At 40.0% G+C, this 16,662-nt stretch carries 16 protein-coding genes and 1 pseudogene; 2 read left to right on the top strand and 15 right to left on the bottom strand.

Features of this window, described 5'->3' with window-relative positions:
- Positions 1–200 precede the first annotated feature (200 nt).
- A pseudogene (locus tag ADF68_RS10630) lies at positions 201–1,079 on the top strand (transposase); the annotation flags it as partial.
- A 6-nt stretch (positions 1,080–1,085) separates the two neighbouring features.
- Here ADF68_RS10630 and ADF68_RS07775 read toward each other — a convergent pair.
- The 15 genes from ADF68_RS07775 to ADF68_RS07705 form a co-directional block, all read right to left on the bottom strand.
- Positions 1,086–2,072, bottom strand: coding sequence for a PhoH family protein (locus ADF68_RS07775; protein ID WP_049549318.1), 987 nt, complete (start codon positions 2,070–2,072; stop codon positions 1,086–1,088).
- 210 nt (positions 2,073–2,282) lie between these two features.
- Positions 2,283–2,498 (bottom strand): YozE family protein, encoded by a 216-nt coding sequence (locus ADF68_RS07770; protein WP_049549317.1) that lies wholly within the window; start codon positions 2,496–2,498, stop codon positions 2,283–2,285.
- 8 nt (positions 2,499–2,506) lie between these two features.
- Positions 2,507–3,361: an RNA-binding virulence regulatory protein CvfB gene (cvfB, locus tag ADF68_RS07765; RefSeq protein WP_049549316.1), complete on the bottom strand. Its 855-nt coding sequence runs from the start codon at positions 3,359–3,361 to the stop codon at positions 2,507–2,509.
- Positions 3,362–3,421: 60 nt separating this feature from the next.
- Positions 3,422–3,979, bottom strand: a complete 558-nt coding sequence (gene frr / locus ADF68_RS07760) for a ribosome recycling factor (protein ID WP_001262232.1) — start codon at positions 3,977–3,979, stop codon at positions 3,422–3,424.
- A 9-nt stretch (positions 3,980–3,988) separates the two neighbouring features.
- The gene (gene pyrH / locus ADF68_RS07755) at positions 3,989–4,723 is read right to left on the bottom strand and encodes a UMP kinase (protein ID WP_000433488.1); all 735 of its coding nucleotides are present in this window, start codon (positions 4,721–4,723) and stop codon (positions 3,989–3,991) included.
- An 86-nt stretch (positions 4,724–4,809) separates the two neighbouring features.
- A complete protein-coding gene (trmFO, locus tag ADF68_RS07750) occupies positions 4,810–6,144 on the bottom strand; it encodes a methylenetetrahydrofolate--tRNA-(uracil(54)-C(5))-methyltransferase (FADH(2)-oxidizing) TrmFO (protein ID WP_049549315.1) in 1,335 nt (444 codons plus the stop codon).
- A 134-nt stretch (positions 6,145–6,278) separates the two neighbouring features.
- A complete protein-coding gene (gene rsmI, locus ADF68_RS07745; protein WP_049549314.1) occupies positions 6,279–7,157 on the bottom strand; it encodes a 16S rRNA (cytidine(1402)-2'-O)-methyltransferase in 879 nt (292 codons plus the stop codon).
- A 2-nt stretch (positions 7,158–7,159) separates the two neighbouring features.
- Positions 7,160–7,477 (bottom strand): DNA replication initiation control protein YabA, encoded by a 318-nt coding sequence (gene yabA, locus ADF68_RS07740; protein WP_001034369.1) that lies wholly within the window; start codon positions 7,475–7,477, stop codon positions 7,160–7,162.
- A gap of 29 nt (positions 7,478–7,506) precedes the next feature.
- Complete coding sequence (locus ADF68_RS07735; RefSeq protein ID WP_049549313.1) at positions 7,507–8,397, bottom strand: DNA polymerase III subunit delta'; 891 nt, start codon at positions 8,395–8,397, stop codon at positions 7,507–7,509.
- Positions 8,394–9,032, bottom strand: coding sequence for a dTMP kinase (gene tmk, locus ADF68_RS07730; RefSeq protein WP_049549312.1), 639 nt, complete (start codon positions 9,030–9,032; stop codon positions 8,394–8,396). The genes ADF68_RS07735 and tmk overlap by 4 nt, the downstream gene beginning before the upstream one ends.
- 118 nt (positions 9,033–9,150) lie before the next feature.
- Complete coding sequence (proC, locus tag ADF68_RS07725; RefSeq protein WP_049549311.1) at positions 9,151–9,948, bottom strand: pyrroline-5-carboxylate reductase; 798 nt, start codon at positions 9,946–9,948, stop codon at positions 9,151–9,153.
- Positions 9,949–9,951: 3 nt separating this feature from the next.
- Positions 9,952–11,214 (bottom strand): glutamate-5-semialdehyde dehydrogenase, encoded by a 1,263-nt coding sequence (locus ADF68_RS07720; RefSeq protein ID WP_049549310.1) that lies wholly within the window; start codon positions 11,212–11,214, stop codon positions 9,952–9,954.
- A 9-nt stretch (positions 11,215–11,223) separates the two neighbouring features.
- Positions 11,224–12,333 carry a glutamate 5-kinase gene (gene proB / locus ADF68_RS07715; RefSeq protein ID WP_049549309.1) on the bottom strand — a complete coding sequence of 370 codons (1,110 nt, stop codon included), beginning with the start codon at positions 12,331–12,333 and terminating at the stop codon, positions 11,224–11,226.
- 157 nt (positions 12,334–12,490) lie between these two features.
- Complete coding sequence (gene tuf, locus ADF68_RS07710) at positions 12,491–13,687, bottom strand: elongation factor Tu (protein ID WP_001040718.1); 1,197 nt, start codon at positions 13,685–13,687, stop codon at positions 12,491–12,493.
- Between the two features lie 412 nt (positions 13,688–14,099).
- The gene (locus ADF68_RS07705) at positions 14,100–15,209 is read right to left on the bottom strand and encodes an AI-2E family transporter (RefSeq protein WP_049549308.1); all 1,110 of its coding nucleotides are present in this window, start codon (positions 15,207–15,209) and stop codon (positions 14,100–14,102) included.
- Between the two features lie 105 nt (positions 15,210–15,314).
- Here ADF68_RS07705 and pbp3 point away from each other — a divergent pair, with 105 nt between their 5' ends.
- Positions 15,315–16,556: a D-alanyl-D-alanine carboxypeptidase PBP3 gene (gene pbp3 / locus ADF68_RS07700; RefSeq protein WP_049549307.1), complete on the top strand. Its 1,242-nt coding sequence runs from the start codon at positions 15,315–15,317 to the stop codon at positions 16,554–16,556.
- The last annotated feature ends 106 nt before the right edge of the window (positions 16,557–16,662 follow it).

Below are 16,662 nucleotides of genomic sequence, written 5' to 3'. Positions count from 1 at the left end.
TATAATTGTTAACTCTCTGAAAATAGTATATCAATTAAAAAAATTTAAGTCAAGAAAAATTAATACGGGTTAATTTTTTTATTAACGTATGTTAATTTCATAAAGTCCAAAGCTTTCGTGTTTAACTGGAATACATTATAAGCACATTCACACCATCAAGAATAGTAGGAATGAAGTTGAACCACTAAAATCATTTAAGTTTGGAAGTAAATCATTCCTACGATATTCCATCAACTCACGAAGCGAGAATGATTAGCCTATTTGTTGACAATATCTCTAGTCAAGTATTACTGAAATAGACCTCTCACACTGGTCGCCCTGCCTTTCGTCCAACCATGCTCATGAAGATGACCATATTCGCTTATGGTCGTCAAGTGTTCTTTGGACGTAAAATCGTTCAATTGAACGAAGAAATCATTCCCATGAAATGGTTGAGCCACGATACCAATGTTAGCTATAAAACGATTAATAATTTCCGCTCCAGTAAACATGCCAACAACCTAATCAAAATTGACTAAAAAGTACTAAACGAGCACAGATAATCCAATGAACTGGGAATATCTTGAGGTCACGGACCAGTTTATAAAGCCCGATGGCCTATTTTATTCCTTTAAGAACTGCTCTAGTCGAACTGACAAGTATGGGCTTCAACGTGATTTCAAGATTTATGAGGCGGATAAAGTTCAAGACACTCCAGAGTTAGAACAGTTGGTTAAAACAGATAGTGGAAATCAGAAACAAATCCATTATAATCCAACTTGGAATTACTTTAAGGAACTCCTTACGCAAACATTACATAGTGAAGAAGGCTCTCAAATTTATGCCAAACGGAAAATTGATGTAGAACCCGTTTTTGGTAGTTTTCGGCGTGCACAGAGTGCATATCAGAGGTAAACAAGCTGTCGCAACAGAGATAGCATTCATCTTCATGAGCATGAATCTCACCAAATTGGCAAAGAATCTAGCATCTAAAACGTTCACCTATTCAAAAACCACACAGTGTTTCTTTCAGCTTGATTGTATTCAAGACTGAAATCACTGTGTGGTTTTATTTAGAAGCTAGTTTTTGCCTAGGTCCTTTTTCCTTATTCTGTTTCTTCTTGATTTTCTTCAGCTTTGACAGGTCGAGGTTCATAGGCTCTGATAATTTGAGCGACAACTGGGTGGCGAACCACATCCTTGGCTGAGAAATGAACAAAGTCAATTTGGTGAATGTTCTTAAGTTTTTCTTGAGCATCAATCAAACCTGACTTTACATTACGCGGTAGGTCAATCTGGCTAATATCCCCATTGACAATCATCTTAGAATTAAATCCAAGACGGGTCAAGAACATCTTCATCTGCATGATGGTCGTATTTTGCGCCTCATCGAGAATGACAAAGGCATCATCCAAGGTACGCCCACGCATATAGGCTAGAGGAGCAATTTCAATAATTTCACGTTCCATGAGACGGGTTGTTTGATCCTTCCCAAGAATCTGGTACAAGGCGTCATAAACTGGTCGTAAATAAGGATCGACCTTTTCCTTGAGATCACCTGGAAGAAATCCCAAGCTCTCCCCTGCTTCTACCGCAGGACGTGTCAAAATGATACGCTTGACTTGCCCACGCTTGAGAGCTGTTACGGCCAAAGTCACTGCTAAGAAGGTCTTACCTGTTCCTGCCGGCCCAATTCCAAAGGTCACATCGTGTTGCTTGACACTATCCACATAAAGCTTTTGACCCAAAGTTTTAACACGGATAGGCTTGCCTGTATTATCCTTAATAATCTCTTCTTCATAGAGGGCAACAAATTTATCGATTTCATTATTCTTAACCATGGTAATGGCTGTCACCACATCCGGAGTTCCAACAGTCATTCCACGATTAACCAAGACCATTAAGGCTTGGATAACTTGACGGGCTTCTTCACAGGCAACTTCTTCTCCCAAAATCTGGACAATCTCCGTACGGGCATGGATCACCACATCAAGCTCTTCTTCCATCAAACGAAGATGGCGCTCATTGGAACCAAAAAGATGAAATAGGTCATCTGGATGACTCAGTTGAATATCTATTGAATGTTCCTTCAAACAAAGAACCTCTCTAATTCTCTTATTTCGTTTTATTATTTTTGTTTTCTTTTAAGTATGAAATAACTTTCAAAAATCCTATCACTCTGACAATTCGTAATGGTAAACGATACTTGCCAAAATAAGTAAAATCCTCATAAAAGATAACTGAATGACTATATTATAGCAAAGAGGCTGAGAAATTACTATCCCCAACCCCATCTGGTAGCCTTAATGTTCTAAATATTCCTGCCAGATAGAATCAAAATCTCCTAGGTTAAAAGAGAAGCTAGCATGTTCCTCTAAAAAACGACTCACTTGATCGAAATCATCTGTATGTTTCGGAAAGGCGGATTCCTCAAAGGCAAGATCCGCTAAAATTGCTTTGGGACTATTGCTTTTAGGGTTTCGCTCGGTCATCAGCCAAGTATAAAATGATTTTCTCATAAGCCTCCCTAAATTAATTCAGTACCAAACTGGTCTTGTTTAATTTTTCCAGCTTTCATTAAACCACCGAGTGCTTTTTTAAACTGACCTTTCGAGATACCAAAAGTTGCTTTAATGTCATCTGGTGAAGATTTATCATTTAAGGTCATAAATCCACCATTACTTTCCAAGTAAGTCAAGATCATCTGTGCATCGTTTTCCAACATCTCAAAAGAGCGAGGTTTAAGTGAAAGATTAAGTGTGCGGTCCACCTCACGGAAGCCAATAACACGTACATCTAACACTTGCCCCAAACGAGGTTCTGCATAACGCTCACTTGGATGGATGAAGCCCAGCATATTATTTTCCGGTAAATAGACAAAGGTTCCTGATAGCTTAAGACGGTAAACAATGGCTGGCCAATTTTGATTCTGCATGTTATTGTAGGCAGGACGAGCCAATCGTTGGAAGTCTTCCTGATAAGCTAAGATTCCCCAGATACGGTCTTTCTTGTCTACTTCAAGACGAATGTATAGGCGATCGCCTTTCTTTGGCCAGAGTTCTTTAAGTTCAGAGAGAATATCTAGTGACACAACGATTTCCTTGTCTGGTAATCCTGTATCAACAAAAACCCCAAGGTCCTTACGAACCTCTGTTACCGTTCCCCAACCAAATTGGTCCTGAGTTGCAGTGACCTCTATAGTTGTCAAACGTAGTTTTTGCTTCATGTCTGTATAAGCAAAACCTTTGACCGTATCACCAACTGTATGGTGACCTTCTTCTTTAGCTAGAGCATATGTTTGACCATCCTTTTGAACAAAGTAAAAACGGTCATTTTCATCGATGATGAGTCCAACGATAAAACTTGCAAGATTTGTATTCATATTTCCTTCTTTCGAATAAAACTCAGCCAGCAATGCCAACTGAGTTTTTCTGTTTATTTCTTAGACTTCCAAGATTTCTTTTTCTTTATTGGCAGTCATTTCGTCGATGTGTTTTACAGCATCGTCTGTTGCTTTTTGAATATCTTTTTCAAGAGTCTTCAATTCGTCTTCAGTGATTTCTTTAGCTTTTTCTTGTTTCTTAGCCTCGTCCATAGCGTCACGACGGATATTACGGATAGCAACTTTAGCATTCTCACCAACTTTTTTCACTTCTTTAGCAAGATCACGACGAGTTTCTTCTGTGAGAGCTGGGATTACCAAGCGAATAACAGAACCATCGTTAGCTGGTGTGATACCTAGGTCTGAAGCATTCAAAGCACGTTCGATATCTTTCAAAGATGATTTGTCAAATGGTGTTACCAACAAAACACGCGCTTCTGGGATTGTGATAGAAGCAATTTGGTTAAGTGGTGTTTCAACACCATAGTACTCAACGTGGATGCGGTCAAGCAAGCTAGCATTAGCACGGCCAGCACGAATACTTCCAAACTCACGAGCAAGTGAGTGGTGAGATTGGGTCATTCTCTCTTTTGCTTTTTCTACGATTGCGTTTGCCATAATGATTTCTTATTCCTTTTCTTCGATATTATTTGAAACTGTAGTTCCGATATTTTCACCAAATACAACACGTTTAATATTTCCTGGTTGGTTCATGTTGAAAACTACCAAGTCAATATCATTATCCATTGAAAGTGTAGAAGCTGTTGAGTCCATGATACGAAGCCCTTTGTTAATGACATCACGGTGAGTCAATTCTTCAAATTTAACGGCTGTCTTATCTTTTTTAGGATCAGCATTGTAGACACCATCAACCCCATTCTTAGCCATCAAGATAGCGTCCGCTTCAATTTCAGCTGCACGAAGGGCTGCTGTTGTATCTGTTGAGAAGTATGGTGAACCAATTCCCGCACCAAAGATAACAATGCGTCCTTTTTCAAGATGACGAAGGGCACGACCACGAACGTAAGGTTCTGCTACTTGTTGCATGGCAATGGCTGTTTGAACACGTGTATCCACACCAACTTGTTGCAATGAATCTGCCATCACAAGAGCATTCATAACGGTTCCAAGCATTCCTGTATAGTCTGCTTGTACACGATCCATTCCAGCTTCTGCAGCAGGTTCTCCACGCCAGAGATTTCCTCCTCCGATTACGAGAGCAATCTCAATTCCTAAGTTATGTACTTCTTGAATTTCTTGAGCCATTGCTTGAACAGTTTTGATATCAATTCCGACACCACGCTCGCCAGCAAGGGCCTCACCTGATAACTTAATCAAAATACGTTTATATTTGGGTTCCACCTGACTTCGCTCCTTTATTTTATTCAAACTATTTTATCACATTTTTTGAGAATTTTATAGTCTCATGAGTTATTCTTTTGAAAATTTTAAACGGATAAAAAGTTTTCCAAATCAGCCAAGGCACGCTCTGCAATTTTTTCATAACGAGCCTTCTTATCACGAATGCGGTCGCCTTCCAATTCCTTGATAATTCCGAAATTGACGTTCATTGGTTGGAAATGTTTGCTGTCAGCATGTGTGATGTAATGAGCTAGACTGCCAATTGCCGTTGTCTCTGGGAAAATAGCCTCGCTTTCGCCCTTGAAAAGACGAGCTGCGTTAATACCAGCTACTAATCCTGATGCCGCTGACTCAACATAGCCTTCCACACCCGTCATCTGACCAGCAAAGAAAAGATTTGGTTGCTTCTTAGAACGATAAGTTTGCTCAAGAAGATTTGGTGAATCCATATAAGAATTGCGGTGCATAACACCATAGCGAACAAACTCCGCATTTTCAAGACCTGGAATCATTTGGAAAACACGTTTTTGTTCTCCCCATTTGAGGTGGGTTTGGAATCCAACGATATTATAAAGGCTTCCAGCAGCATTGTCCTGACGTAATTGGACTACTGCGTAAGGTGTTTTAAAGTCACCATCACGTGGTCCTTTATAGTCATCTGGATACTCTAGACCAACTGGTTTCATTGGGCCATAGAGCATGGTTTTGATACCCCGTTTAGCCATGACCTCGATTGGCATACAGCCTTCAAAGTATTTTTCTTTTTCAAAAGAATTGAGCGGCGCTTCTTCCGCATTTACCAAGGCTTCATGGAAATCCATAAATTCTTGCTTGGTCATAGGAGCATTGAGGTAGGCCGCTTCTCCCTTGTCATAACGAGATTTGAGATAAACCTTGTTCATATCAATCGTATTAACATCCACAATAGGCGCTGCAGCATCGTAGAAATAAAAACCATCACCTCCATTAAGAGCATGAATTTTCTCAGCAAGTGCATCGCTAGTCAAAGGTCCAGTCGCAACAACTGTAATAGCATCTGTCGGCAATTCTGTAATTTCGTCACGAACGACCTCAATCAAGGGATGATTGGCAATTTTTTCAGTGACCATTTGAGAAAAACCATCACGGTCAACCGCGAGAGCACCACCAGCAGGAACACGTGTTGCTTCTGCCGATTCCAAGATAAGAGAACCTAGGCGACGCATTTCTTCTTTGAGGAGGCCTACAGCATTTGTAAGAGCATCTCCACGCAAGGAATTAGAACACACTAATTCTGCAAAATTGTCAGTTTTGTGTTGCGGTGTTGACTTGACACCACGCATTTCATAAAGTTTAACTGGAATACCACGCTCTGCAATTTGGTAGGCTGCCTCTGAACCTGCCAATCCAGCACCGATAACATTGATATAAGATTGAGACACGACACTAATACCTCTTTGGGTGAAACTTAAGTTCATTACAGAACAAGTCACTAGATTGTTTGACACCCACAAATCTTTCTATTTTTTTCTTCTTCTAGTATAACAAAAAAAGGGAAGAAGGCAAACTTCCCTGTCTAGTCATTGGATTGATTATCTTCCCATTCGTGGTAGGCTGCGTAAAGCTGGCTTTTATTCCACTGGTACATTTTCGCTACTTCTTTAATAGCCTGATTTTTCTTAATACCTTGCTGGATACGCTCTTGAATTTCAGAAAATAAATCCTCTTCATCCTTATCCTCTACATCCTGACTAGCACCTTCTACAATGATAAGGCATTCGCCTTTAAGAGGTGTTTCAGAAATACTTTCTAATAATTCAGTAATAGTTCCACGCTGATATTCTTCAAAGATTTTAGTCAATTCTCTGACCAAAACCACCGAGCGATCACCGTAGACTTCTAGCATATTTTCTAGCGTATCCGCCACACGGTGAGGTGATTCATAGAAAATCTGGGTCTCTGGATAAGCTTTTTTCGCTTCGAAAAATTGCTTTTGTTGGCCTGACTTTCGTGGTAGAAAACCATAAAAGATGTGGGGTTGTGGTGCCAAGCCGCTGGCAATCAAGGCAGAAATTCCTGCACTAGCTCCTGGAACCGTGACAACTGCGATATCTTCTTCAATGGCAGCCTTGACCAAATCATGCCCCGGGTCAGAAATACTAGGCATCCCTGCATCAGATACTTGGGCAAGATTTTGACCTTGCTTCAACAACTCAATCAAATCAGGAATTTTTTCCTTGGCATTATGCTCGTGAAAACTGATTTGTTTGGTTGAAATTTCAAAATGCTTGAGCAAAAGTCCAGTATTACGAGTATCTTCTGCCGCAATCCAGTCAACCTCCTTCAAGGTCTGAATAGCGCGAAAAGTCATATCATCTAGATTACCGATTGGCGTTGCTACTAGATAAAGCTTGCCATAGGGAGATTGTCCCTTAAAACTCTTTTGAATCTGCATACTTACTCCCTAAATAACAACTCATCACAGAACATACATTCTGCATCTTGCTCTCGACGTTGACCATAAAAGTCACGGCAAACATGAAAACCGTCCTCATAAATGCGACGGACATTTTCCCTTACATGTTTCGTTTTTGCTGGAGCAGTCTCCTCAACCTCTCCCAAACGTTCTCTCAGTTTATCATTTTCTAATCGAAGAGCTGTATTTTCCTCTACCAAACTCTTGAGATTTTTCTTGATAGCTTCGACGTCTGCCAAGGTTACCAACAATTGCTGTGAAAAGTCATCTAAAGCATCAAATAATTCTTTTTTATTCATTACAGCCCTTTCTATAATCTATCTTCACTTTAATTTTTTTGTAAAACCAGGTATTCCAAAGCGTTTTGAAAGCTAACATTGGCCCGCCACATTTTCCGAGTTTGGACGAGATTTTTCAAGATGTTCCGCGCAGAAACATTGAGAACCTCCTGGCCAGCTAATACCTCTAAAATCCTGAGCACTTGATCTTGCTTTTCTTTTTCATCAGCCAAACTCGTTAATTTTGCAACTTGCAAGTAAGATTCCTTTTTTGAGGCTAAAAGCCAAGAAAAGAGGCGTTCACTTTCATCTACTAGTGTCCAAAATCCTGCTTGATGGACAAGCTTATCAGCCTCTACCTGCGATTGACTAAACTGAGCTAATAGCTTGGCTTTATTTTTTACTAAACCAGCCTCTTCAAGCTGTGACATTAAACTAGAGACATGCTTCTTAAATTGGAAAATCTGTGTCCGACTTCGAATCGTTGGTAACATCTGTTCCTCATCATCAGTCAAAAAGAATATGTAGATTTCGCTCTGTGGTTCTTCAATAACCTTTAAAAGAGAATTTGCAGCGTTCACATGCATTTTTTCTGCTTGTTCGATAATAAAGACCTGCCGTTGGTTTTCAATACCAGACTGGGCAAATTGTCCAACTAATTCTCGGATACGCTCCGTCTTAATGACTTGATTCAAAGGTTTAATTATAGTCACATCAGGAAGCTCTTCCTGCTCGATCAATTTACAATTCCGACATTTTTCACAAGGAAAAATACCAGTTTTCTCACTACAAAAGAGACTTTTAGACAAGAAAAGGGCCATCTCTAAACTTCCAAAATTACCTGAAAAGAGATAGGCGTGATTGAGCTGCCCTTGCTCTAAGATATGAACAAATCGTTCAAATTGTAAAGGTTGACAAGCTCTTAATTGCTCTTGTTTCATCTCCTTAATCCCATCCTGTCAAAAAGTAGCTGCTGCGTGTTCGCAATCACTTGATCAAGTGGTAGGCTAGCATCAATTTTTACAATGCGGTCTGCTTCCTTTTCCAAAAGAGATAGATAACCCTGACGGACTTTTCGATGTAGATCCAGACCTTCCATGTCCAAACGATTGATCTCCCGATCACTGTTGGCAGCAATACGTGCCAGTCCCTCTTCGACCTCAATATCAAAATAAAGAGTCAAATCAGGTTTCAGTCCATCAGTCGCAAACTCATTAAGCCAATCAATCGCTTCTATATCTAAACCACGGCCAAATCCCTGATAGGCAACTGAACTGTCAATAAAGCGGTCCATAATAACCAGTTTTCCAGCTGCAAGTGCTGGTAAGACCTTTTCCACCAAGTGTTGTCGACGACTGGCAATATAGAGGAGAAGCTCCGTCTTAGGATCCATTTCAGTATGACTAGGATCTAGAATCACTTCACGAATCTTCTCTCCAATCAAAACCCCGCCTGGTTCACGAGTGCTTAAAACTTCTATTCCCTTATCCTCTAATATAGGGATTATGGCTTCAAGAACGCTTGTTTTCCCCGCTCCCTCTGGTCCCTCAAGAGAGACTAAAAATCCTTTTGACATGTCTGACTCATTTCTATTTTTCTCTCTTCTATTCTATCAAAAAAATAGGGATTTGTGAAAAGCTTTTTTCATTTCGCTCTTTGTAATAAAAAAGAGGTTGAGTTTTAACTCTCACCTCTTATTTGCCTAATTCTTGAGTTCTTTTGTAGGCTTGGTTGACAGCGTCCATAACGGTTCCTCTAAAAGCATGTTCTTCTAGACTTGCTACACCAGCAATGGTCGAACCACCTGGGCTACAAACTTGATCTTTCAAGACTCCAGGATGTTGCTGACTTTCTAGTACCATTTGACCTGCACCAACTACTGTTTGAGCCGCCATTTTCAGAGCCATTTCTCTTGGCAATCCTGTCTGAACTCCTGCATCCGCCAATGCTTCGATAAAAAGATAGACAAAGGCAGGCCCACAACCTGCAAGCCCTGTCGCAGCATCTATTAAACCATCACTTATTTCAACTAACTGGCCAGCCTTGGATAAAAGTTGACAAAAAAGTTCATTGTCTTCTGGATTACAATTTGCAGACAAGGCATAGCTAATCACTCCTCGACCAATAGCAACAGGTGTATTAGGCATGATGCGAATAATCCGGTGCTGACTTGGAAGAAGACTAGCGAGTTTTTCCAAGGTCAAACCAGCGGCCATAGAAATCAAAAGAAGACTTTCTCGTTTCTCAAGGATGGTCTGATATTGAGTAAGTAGTTCAGAGAATTGAGCTGGCTTCACTCCAAGAAAAATCACATCTGCTTCTGCAAAGATTTCGTCATTGCTAGAAGCCAGACCACCGAAGTTGGTAATAAAAGCATCCACCTTGGCTTGACTACGATTGGCAAGGAAAATCTGATGACCAGTTTTTGCTTGCAAGACAGCTTTAGCTAAGCTGGAACCCATATTCCCCAAGCCGATAAATCCAATCTTCATCTCTTACTCCCTTATCTGTCCATCACCAGTAACTACATATTTGTAGCTGGTCAATTCCTTCAAGCCCATTGGACCACGCGCATGTAGTTTCTGAGTAGAAATCCCCATTTCACAACCAAGACCAAATTGGCCTCCATCTGTGAAACGAGTTGAGGCATTGACATAAACCGCTGCAGAGTCTACTTGATCTGTAAAGTAAGTTGCAGCCTCAGCATTTTCTGTCACAATGGCGTCCGAATGATGGGTACTGTGGGCTTCAATATGCTCAACCGCTTCTTCTAAACTACTCACGACCTTAACCGCTAGGATATAGTCTAAAAACTCGGTGTCAAAGTCTTGGGCTTCAGCTGCTTGACCTGAAACAAACTGGCTTGCTTTGCTATCCAAGCGGAATTGAATTGGTTCCAACCCAGCTTCTTTTCGATCGGCAACCAGAACTTGCTCCAAGCGAGGAAGGAAGCTTGCTACCTTGTCTTCATGAACAAGTAGAACCTCCATGGCATTGCAAACAGAGGGACGACTAGTTTTAGCATTGTTGATGATAGACAGAGCCTTGTCTTCGTCTGCATCCTTATCCACATAGACATGGACAATCCCAGTCCCTGTCTCGATAACTGGCACAATAGCATTCTCAACGACAGCATCGATCAAGCCAGCCCCTCCACGAGGAATAAGAAGATCTAGATAGCCCTTGGCCTTCATCATGGCATAACTACTTTCACGGCTAGTATCTTCTACTAATTGAATGACATCTGGATGAATAGTGGTTGTCTCCAAGCCTTTTTTCAAGGCTGTGACAATAGCATGGGCAGTTTGGTAGGCATCCTTACCACTACGTAGGACCACAGCATTTCCACTCTTAAGAGCCAAAGCAGCTGCGTCAGACGTCACATTTGGACGGCTTTCATAGATAATACCGATAACACCCATGGCCACACGTTTTTTGGTGATAACCAAACCATTTTCAAGATGATTGGTTTCTAAAACTTCACCGATTGGATCTGGTAAAGCAACCACATCAAGAATGCCTGTTGCCATCGCTTGGATACGACTTGCATCCAAATAAAGACGATCGAGCATAACATCTGATATTTTCCCCTTAGCTGCTTCCATATCTCGAGCATTAGCTGATAAAATCTCTTCAGTAGCTGCTAATAAACTTTCAGCCATAGCTAGCAAGGCTTGGTTTTTCACCTCTTCACTAGCTGTGTTAATTGATTTTTTAACAGCTTGTACCAGTTCAAATTGTTCTTGTGTACTTACCATAGTTTACCTCTAAAATTCTGTAAAGAGTAGTTGGATTTCAGGAGTAATGGAAATCCAGTCATCACGGTGAATCAAGACACCCTTGGCTTTTTGAGAACGCAACATATCCTCCAAAGCAGATGCACCAAATTGCACACGCCCTTTTCCAAGTGATTTTCCACTTTCCTTGTCAAATACTGTCACGATATCACCGTAAGAAAAGGCGCCTTCTGCTTCAACGATACCAGATAAGAGAAGACTCTTTCCATGTTGAGAGAGAGCTTCTGCAGCCCCTTTATCAACCCAAATAGAACCTTGACTCTGAGCATAAAAGGCCAGCCATTGTTTTTGGGTACGAAGTCCCTTCTCTTGCGCAGCAAAGTAGGAACCATCCTTGGTCTTCTCTGCTGCCTCTATCATAGCATCAGCTTTCAAGGATGAACAAATATAAACAGGTACTCCTGACTCTGTCGCAATGGTCGCTGCCTTTATCTTAGTCAGCATACCTCCAGTTCCATTAGATGAACCTGCTTCGCCAGCCATATCGATAATTTCACGATTGATGGTCTCGATTCGCTCCAAGCGTTTAGCTCTTGGATCCGAGTTAGGATTACCAGTATAAAGACCGTCTACATCTGTTAAGAGAACCAAAAGATCTGCCTGCACCATTGCAGCTACCTGAGCACTGAGCGTATCATTATCCCCGACCTTGAGCTCATCAATAACGACACTGTCATTTTCATTGATAATAGGAATTGCACCACGATTAAGAAGGACTGATAAAGCTTGATGGGCATTTTTATAACGTCGCTTATCGACAAAATCATCCTGAGTTAGCAAGATTTGCGCTGAAACAATCTGTCTTAAGAGCAAATTTGTTGTATATTCTTCCAGAAGCAATCCTTGACCAACCGCCGCTGAAGCCTGCTTATCCGCAATCTTTGTCGGTCGTTTCTTAAATCCCAAGGCTCCAAAACCTGCCGCAATAGCCCCCGAAGATACTAAAATCAGCTCATGACCAGCTTCATGTAGCATTGCAAGCTGCTGTGTAATTGCTTTTACTTTACTGCGAGATAAACTTCCATCTTTATGAGTCAAAGATGAAGTCCCCACTTTAAATACGATACGCTTGTACTTCATATTTCTCTCCAAATTTAATATTTAACCATTTTACCATGATTTTATGAAATTGTAAAAAAGGAACTCTCTCACTTTTGATCGAAAAAAAAGAACCTTGCAAAGCAAGATTCTTTTAGTGTCTGACTTAAATAATTGTTCTTCTGGGAACTAAATCGAATTAAGCTTCGATTTCTGTAACCATACCTGAACCAACAGTACGTCCACCCTCACGGATAGAGAATGTAGTACCTTGTTCTACGGCGATTGGGTGGATCAACTCAACGTCGATTGTCACGTTATCACCTGGCATTACCATTTCAGTACCTGCTGGAAGTTCGATTGAACCTGTAACGTCAGTAGTACGGAAGTAGAATTGTGGGCGGTAGTTGTTGAAGAATGGAGTGTGACGTCCTCCTTCTTCTTTAGTAAGGATGTAAACTTCACCTTTGAATTTAGTGTGTGGGTTGATTGAACCTGGTTTAGCGATAACTTGTCCACGTTCGATTTCATCACGTTGAACACCACGAAGAAGGACACCTACGTTATCTCCTGCAAGACCTTCGTCAAGTTGTTTACGGAACATTTCAACACCAGTAACAACTGCTTTTTTAGTTTCTTCTTTGATACCAACGATTTCGATTTCGTCGTTGACACGAACAGTACCACGGTCGATACGTCCTGAAGCAACTGTACCACGTCCAGTGATTGAGAATACGTCTTCGACTGGAAGAAGCAATGGTTTGTCAGTGTCACGTTCTGGTTCTGGAATGTACTCATCAACAGTGTTCATCAATTCCATGATGATATCTTCGTATTTAGAGTCACCTTCAAGAGCTTTAAGAGCTGAACCTTGGATAACTGGAAGATCGTCACCTGGGAAGTCGTATTCTGAAAGAAGGTCACGGATTTCCATTTCAACCAATTCAAGCAATTCTTCGTCGTCAACCAAGTCGATCTTGTTCATGAAGACGATAAGGTGTTTAACTCCAACCTGACGTGAAAGAAGGATGTGCTCACGAGTTTGTGGCATTGGTCCGTCAGTTGAAGCTACTACAAGGATAGCTCCGTCCATTTGAGCGGCACCAGTGATCATGTTTTTAACGTAGTCCGCGTGTCCTGGAGCGTCGATGTGAGCGTAGTGACGTTTTTCAGTTTCGTACTCAACGTGCGCAGTGTTGATTGTGATACCGCGTTCGCGTTCTTCTGGAGCAGCATCGATAGACGCATAGTCTTTAGGTTGGTTAACTGCTGAAGGCAAGCGACGTGCCAAAACAGTTGTGATAGCTGCAGTTAGGGTAGTTTTACCGTGGTCAACGTGTCCGATAGTACCAATGTTAACGTGTGGTTTACTACGATCGTATTTTTCTTTTGCCATTTGAGTAAAAGCCTCCAATAAAATATATTTTATAGATAGACAGTAGGCAATACAGTCTAACTTTCCTTACTATTTTATCAAATTTCAGCTAAATTGCAAGTGTTTTACAAAGTTTTTGTGAATTATTCTTATTCTTGCTCTACTTCCTCTACCAATTTATTTAAAATATCTATAAATAGGCTTATTTTAGCAAAAAGCGATAGACCATAAATCAATAACCCAAGTCTGAATTGCCTATTTCCAACCTCGAAAGACTTCAATCATTCAGTTGTTTATAAAAAATTATGTATAGAAAAATTAAAGTTTTATCATAAGAGATTTGAGAGTTTAAAACCAATAAAAAGTTTAATCAACTACAGCGCCAAAGATACAATGATAAAAAAAGATATCGGAATCTTTTATCCCGACATCTTTATTCTGATTGATGTTTTTTGACTTCTTGTGCTTCCTTATGATTTTCATACAGTCGCGCTAAGAATTTAGCAATCTCTTTTAAAATGGAGTAGGTTGGAACAGCAACAATCATCCCAATCACACCATAAATATTACTTGATAATAAAAGCAAGACTAAAATAGTAATCGGGTGAACCTTCATAACCCCACCCACAATACGTGGATATAAAATATTTCCATCAACTTGCTGAATAATCAACATATAAATGACAGCAATAATCATTTTATGAGGATCGGTGAAGAGATTTGAGATGATCATTGGAATCAAGCCAATGCTTGGTCCTACATACGGAATCAAATTAGCCAATCCAGAAAAAATGGCGAAGACCAAGGCGTATCTTAGACCAATCACACTATAACCAATAAAAGCTAAACATCCAATAATAACTGCATCTATAGACACTCCACTAATGTAACGAGAAATAGTTGTATTTAGGTTTGTCAATAAACCAGATATGTTCAATTTATCTCGTTTTAATACAGTTCTTTCTAGCATGGGTAAAAATTTATGCCCATCAAGTAAGAAGTAAATCAAGAAAACTGGTGTCATGATGATAATCAATACAGTGCTTACGAGTGCAGATAGAACACTTCCAACACTATTTGTCACACTGTTCAAGATATTTTGCAAAATATCAACATAAGAGAGGTTCAGTTGCTGAATAGTTTGTTGGATATCTAGATTTTGCAGGGCTGGATGTTTTGATAACTCAATGACTAAATCTTGAAGACGACCGTAAATGTTTTGACTCGAGTAAATTAAGCTACTTAACTGATTAATCAAAATCGGCAGCAGATAAACAAAACTAAGTACGAGTGCACAAACTAAGGCACAAAGGGTTAACAAAATCCCAATGATTCGATTGATTTTGCATTCCTTCTCTAAAAAGATAACAATTGGGTTGGTTAGATAATACAAAAATCCTCCCAGTAAAAAAGGAATCATGATTGTATTTGCAACACTGACAAAGGGTGTAATAATAGCACCCATTTCTTTCCATAGATAGAAAATTAAGGTTATTAGTAGAATTTCAGTTGTCCAGAAGAATAGTTTGTTTCTCCGAAACATAGGCCACCTCCTCTTTTCCCTATTTTACCATATTTCGAAAAAGATTGATAACTTTCATCACAAAAACAAGAATATCTTTTGTCTTTGTGATAGAATAAAGTTACTATGAAGAAATTATTTTTAACCTTAATCACATTATTTTTATTCGGTTCGGCTACAACTGTTTCGGCCCAGGATTTTGATGTAGCTGCAAAACATGCTATTGCTGTTGAGGCTAACAGTGGAAAGATTTTATATGAAAAAGATGCTACTCAACCTGTTGAAATAGCTTCTATCAGTAAAATCCTCACTGTTTATCTAGTCTATGAAGCCTTGGAACAAGGGAAAATCACCCTTTCTACTCCTGTAGAAATCTCAGATTATCCCTACCAGCTCACTACCAATTCTGAAGCGAGTAACGTTCCCATGGAAGCTAGAAATTACACTGTTGAAGAGTTATTAGAAGCTACTTTAGTATCTAGTGCGAACAGTGCTGCTATCGCTTTAGCTGAAAAAATTGCCGGTTCTGAGAAGGACTTTGTAGATATGATGAAGGCCAAACTACAAGAATGGGGAATTCAAGATGCTACACTCGTCAACACAACTGGGCTCAATAATGAAACTCTTGGCACTAATATCTATCCTGGTTCAAAGAAAGATGATGAAAACAAATTGAGCGCTTATGATGTTGCTGTCGTAGCTCGTAATCTGATTCTCAAATATCCTCAGGTCTTAGAGATTACCAAGAAACCTTCATCTACTTTCGCAGGAATGACCATTAATTCAACAAACTATATGTTGGAAGGAATGCCTGCCTATCGTGGTGGTGTTGATGGACTTAAAACTGGTACGACTGATAAAGCTGGAGCATCCTTTGTAGGTACGACTGTAGAAAAAGGAATGCGTATTATCACTGTTGTCTTAAACGCTGACAACCAAGATACTAATCCATATGCACGCTTCACAGCTACTTCTTCTATTTTAGATTACATCTCATCAAACTTTTCTCTACAGACAATCGTCAAGCAAGGAGAAAGTTATGAAGATAGTAAATCACCTGTATTAGATGGGAAGGAAGATACTGTTACGGCTGTTGCAAAAGAAGATATCAAAATCGTTCAACGTCTTGGTAGTCGTACACAATCAACTATTACTTACACAGCGGACACGACTGAACACACTGCTCCACTAGAGGCAGGAACTGTCGTTGGACATTTGACTTATGAAGACAAGGATCTAGTTGGTCAAGGATACATTACAACTGACAAACCGAGTTTTGAGATGGTCGCAGAAAAAAATGTCGAAAAAGCCTTCTTCTTAAAAATTTGGTGGAATCGCTTTGTTCGATTTGTTAATGAAAAATTATAAAAAGAGGTTGGGACAAAAGTCCTAGCCTCTCAATTGTATTTGAATTGTCGAGCAAGACGCAGTGGTTGAGTGGGCTCTACTACGCTGATTTCATCAGCTTTTACAG

The sequence above is a fragment of the Streptococcus pseudopneumoniae genome (assembly GCF_001068775.1).
GTDB classification, from domain to species: domain Bacteria; phylum Bacillota; class Bacilli; order Lactobacillales; family Streptococcaceae; genus Streptococcus; species Streptococcus pseudopneumoniae_N.
Note: the sequence above shows the minus strand (reverse complement) of the source record. Positions and strands in the feature narration are given on the sequence as shown.

Excerpts from the sequence above, each read along its gene's own strand:
- ADF68_RS07770 (WP_049549317.1), bottom strand. The coding sequence starts at position 2,498 with ATGAGAAAATCATTTTATACTTGGCTGATGACCGAGCGAAACCCTAAA.
- cvfB (WP_049549316.1), bottom strand. The coding sequence starts at position 3,361 with ATGAATACAAATCTTGCAAGTTTTATCGTTGGACTCATCATCGATGAA.
- frr (WP_001262232.1), bottom strand. The coding sequence starts at position 3,979 with ATGGCAAACGCAATCGTAGAAAAAGCAAAAGAGAGAATGACCCAATCT.
- rsmI (WP_049549314.1), bottom strand. The coding sequence starts at position 7,157 with ATGCAGATTCAAAAGAGTTTTAAGGGACAATCTCCCTATGGCAAGCTT.
- yabA (WP_001034369.1), bottom strand. The coding sequence starts at position 7,477 with ATGAATAAAAAAGAATTATTTGATGCTTTAGATGACTTTTCACAGCAA.
- ADF68_RS07735 (WP_049549313.1), bottom strand. The coding sequence starts at position 8,397 with ATGAAACAAGAGCAATTAAGAGCTTGTCAACCTTTACAATTTGAACGA.
- tmk (WP_049549312.1), bottom strand. The coding sequence starts at position 9,032 with ATGTCAAAAGGATTTTTAGTCTCTCTTGAGGGACCAGAGGGAGCGGGG.
- proC (WP_049549311.1), bottom strand. The coding sequence starts at position 9,948 with ATGAAGATTGGATTTATCGGCTTGGGGAATATGGGTTCCAGCTTAGCT.
- ADF68_RS07720 (WP_049549310.1), bottom strand. The coding sequence starts at position 11,214 with ATGGTAAGTACACAAGAACAATTTGAACTGGTACAAGCTGTTAAAAAA.
- proB (WP_049549309.1), bottom strand. The coding sequence starts at position 12,333 with ATGAAGTACAAGCGTATCGTATTTAAAGTGGGGACTTCATCTTTGACT.
- tuf (WP_001040718.1), bottom strand. The coding sequence starts at position 13,687 with ATGGCAAAAGAAAAATACGATCGTAGTAAACCACACGTTAACATTGGT.
- ADF68_RS07705 (WP_049549308.1), bottom strand. The coding sequence starts at position 15,209 with ATGTTTCGGAGAAACAAACTATTCTTCTGGACAACTGAAATTCTACTA.
- pbp3 (WP_049549307.1), top strand. The coding sequence starts at position 15,315 with ATGAAGAAATTATTTTTAACCTTAATCACATTATTTTTATTCGGTTCG.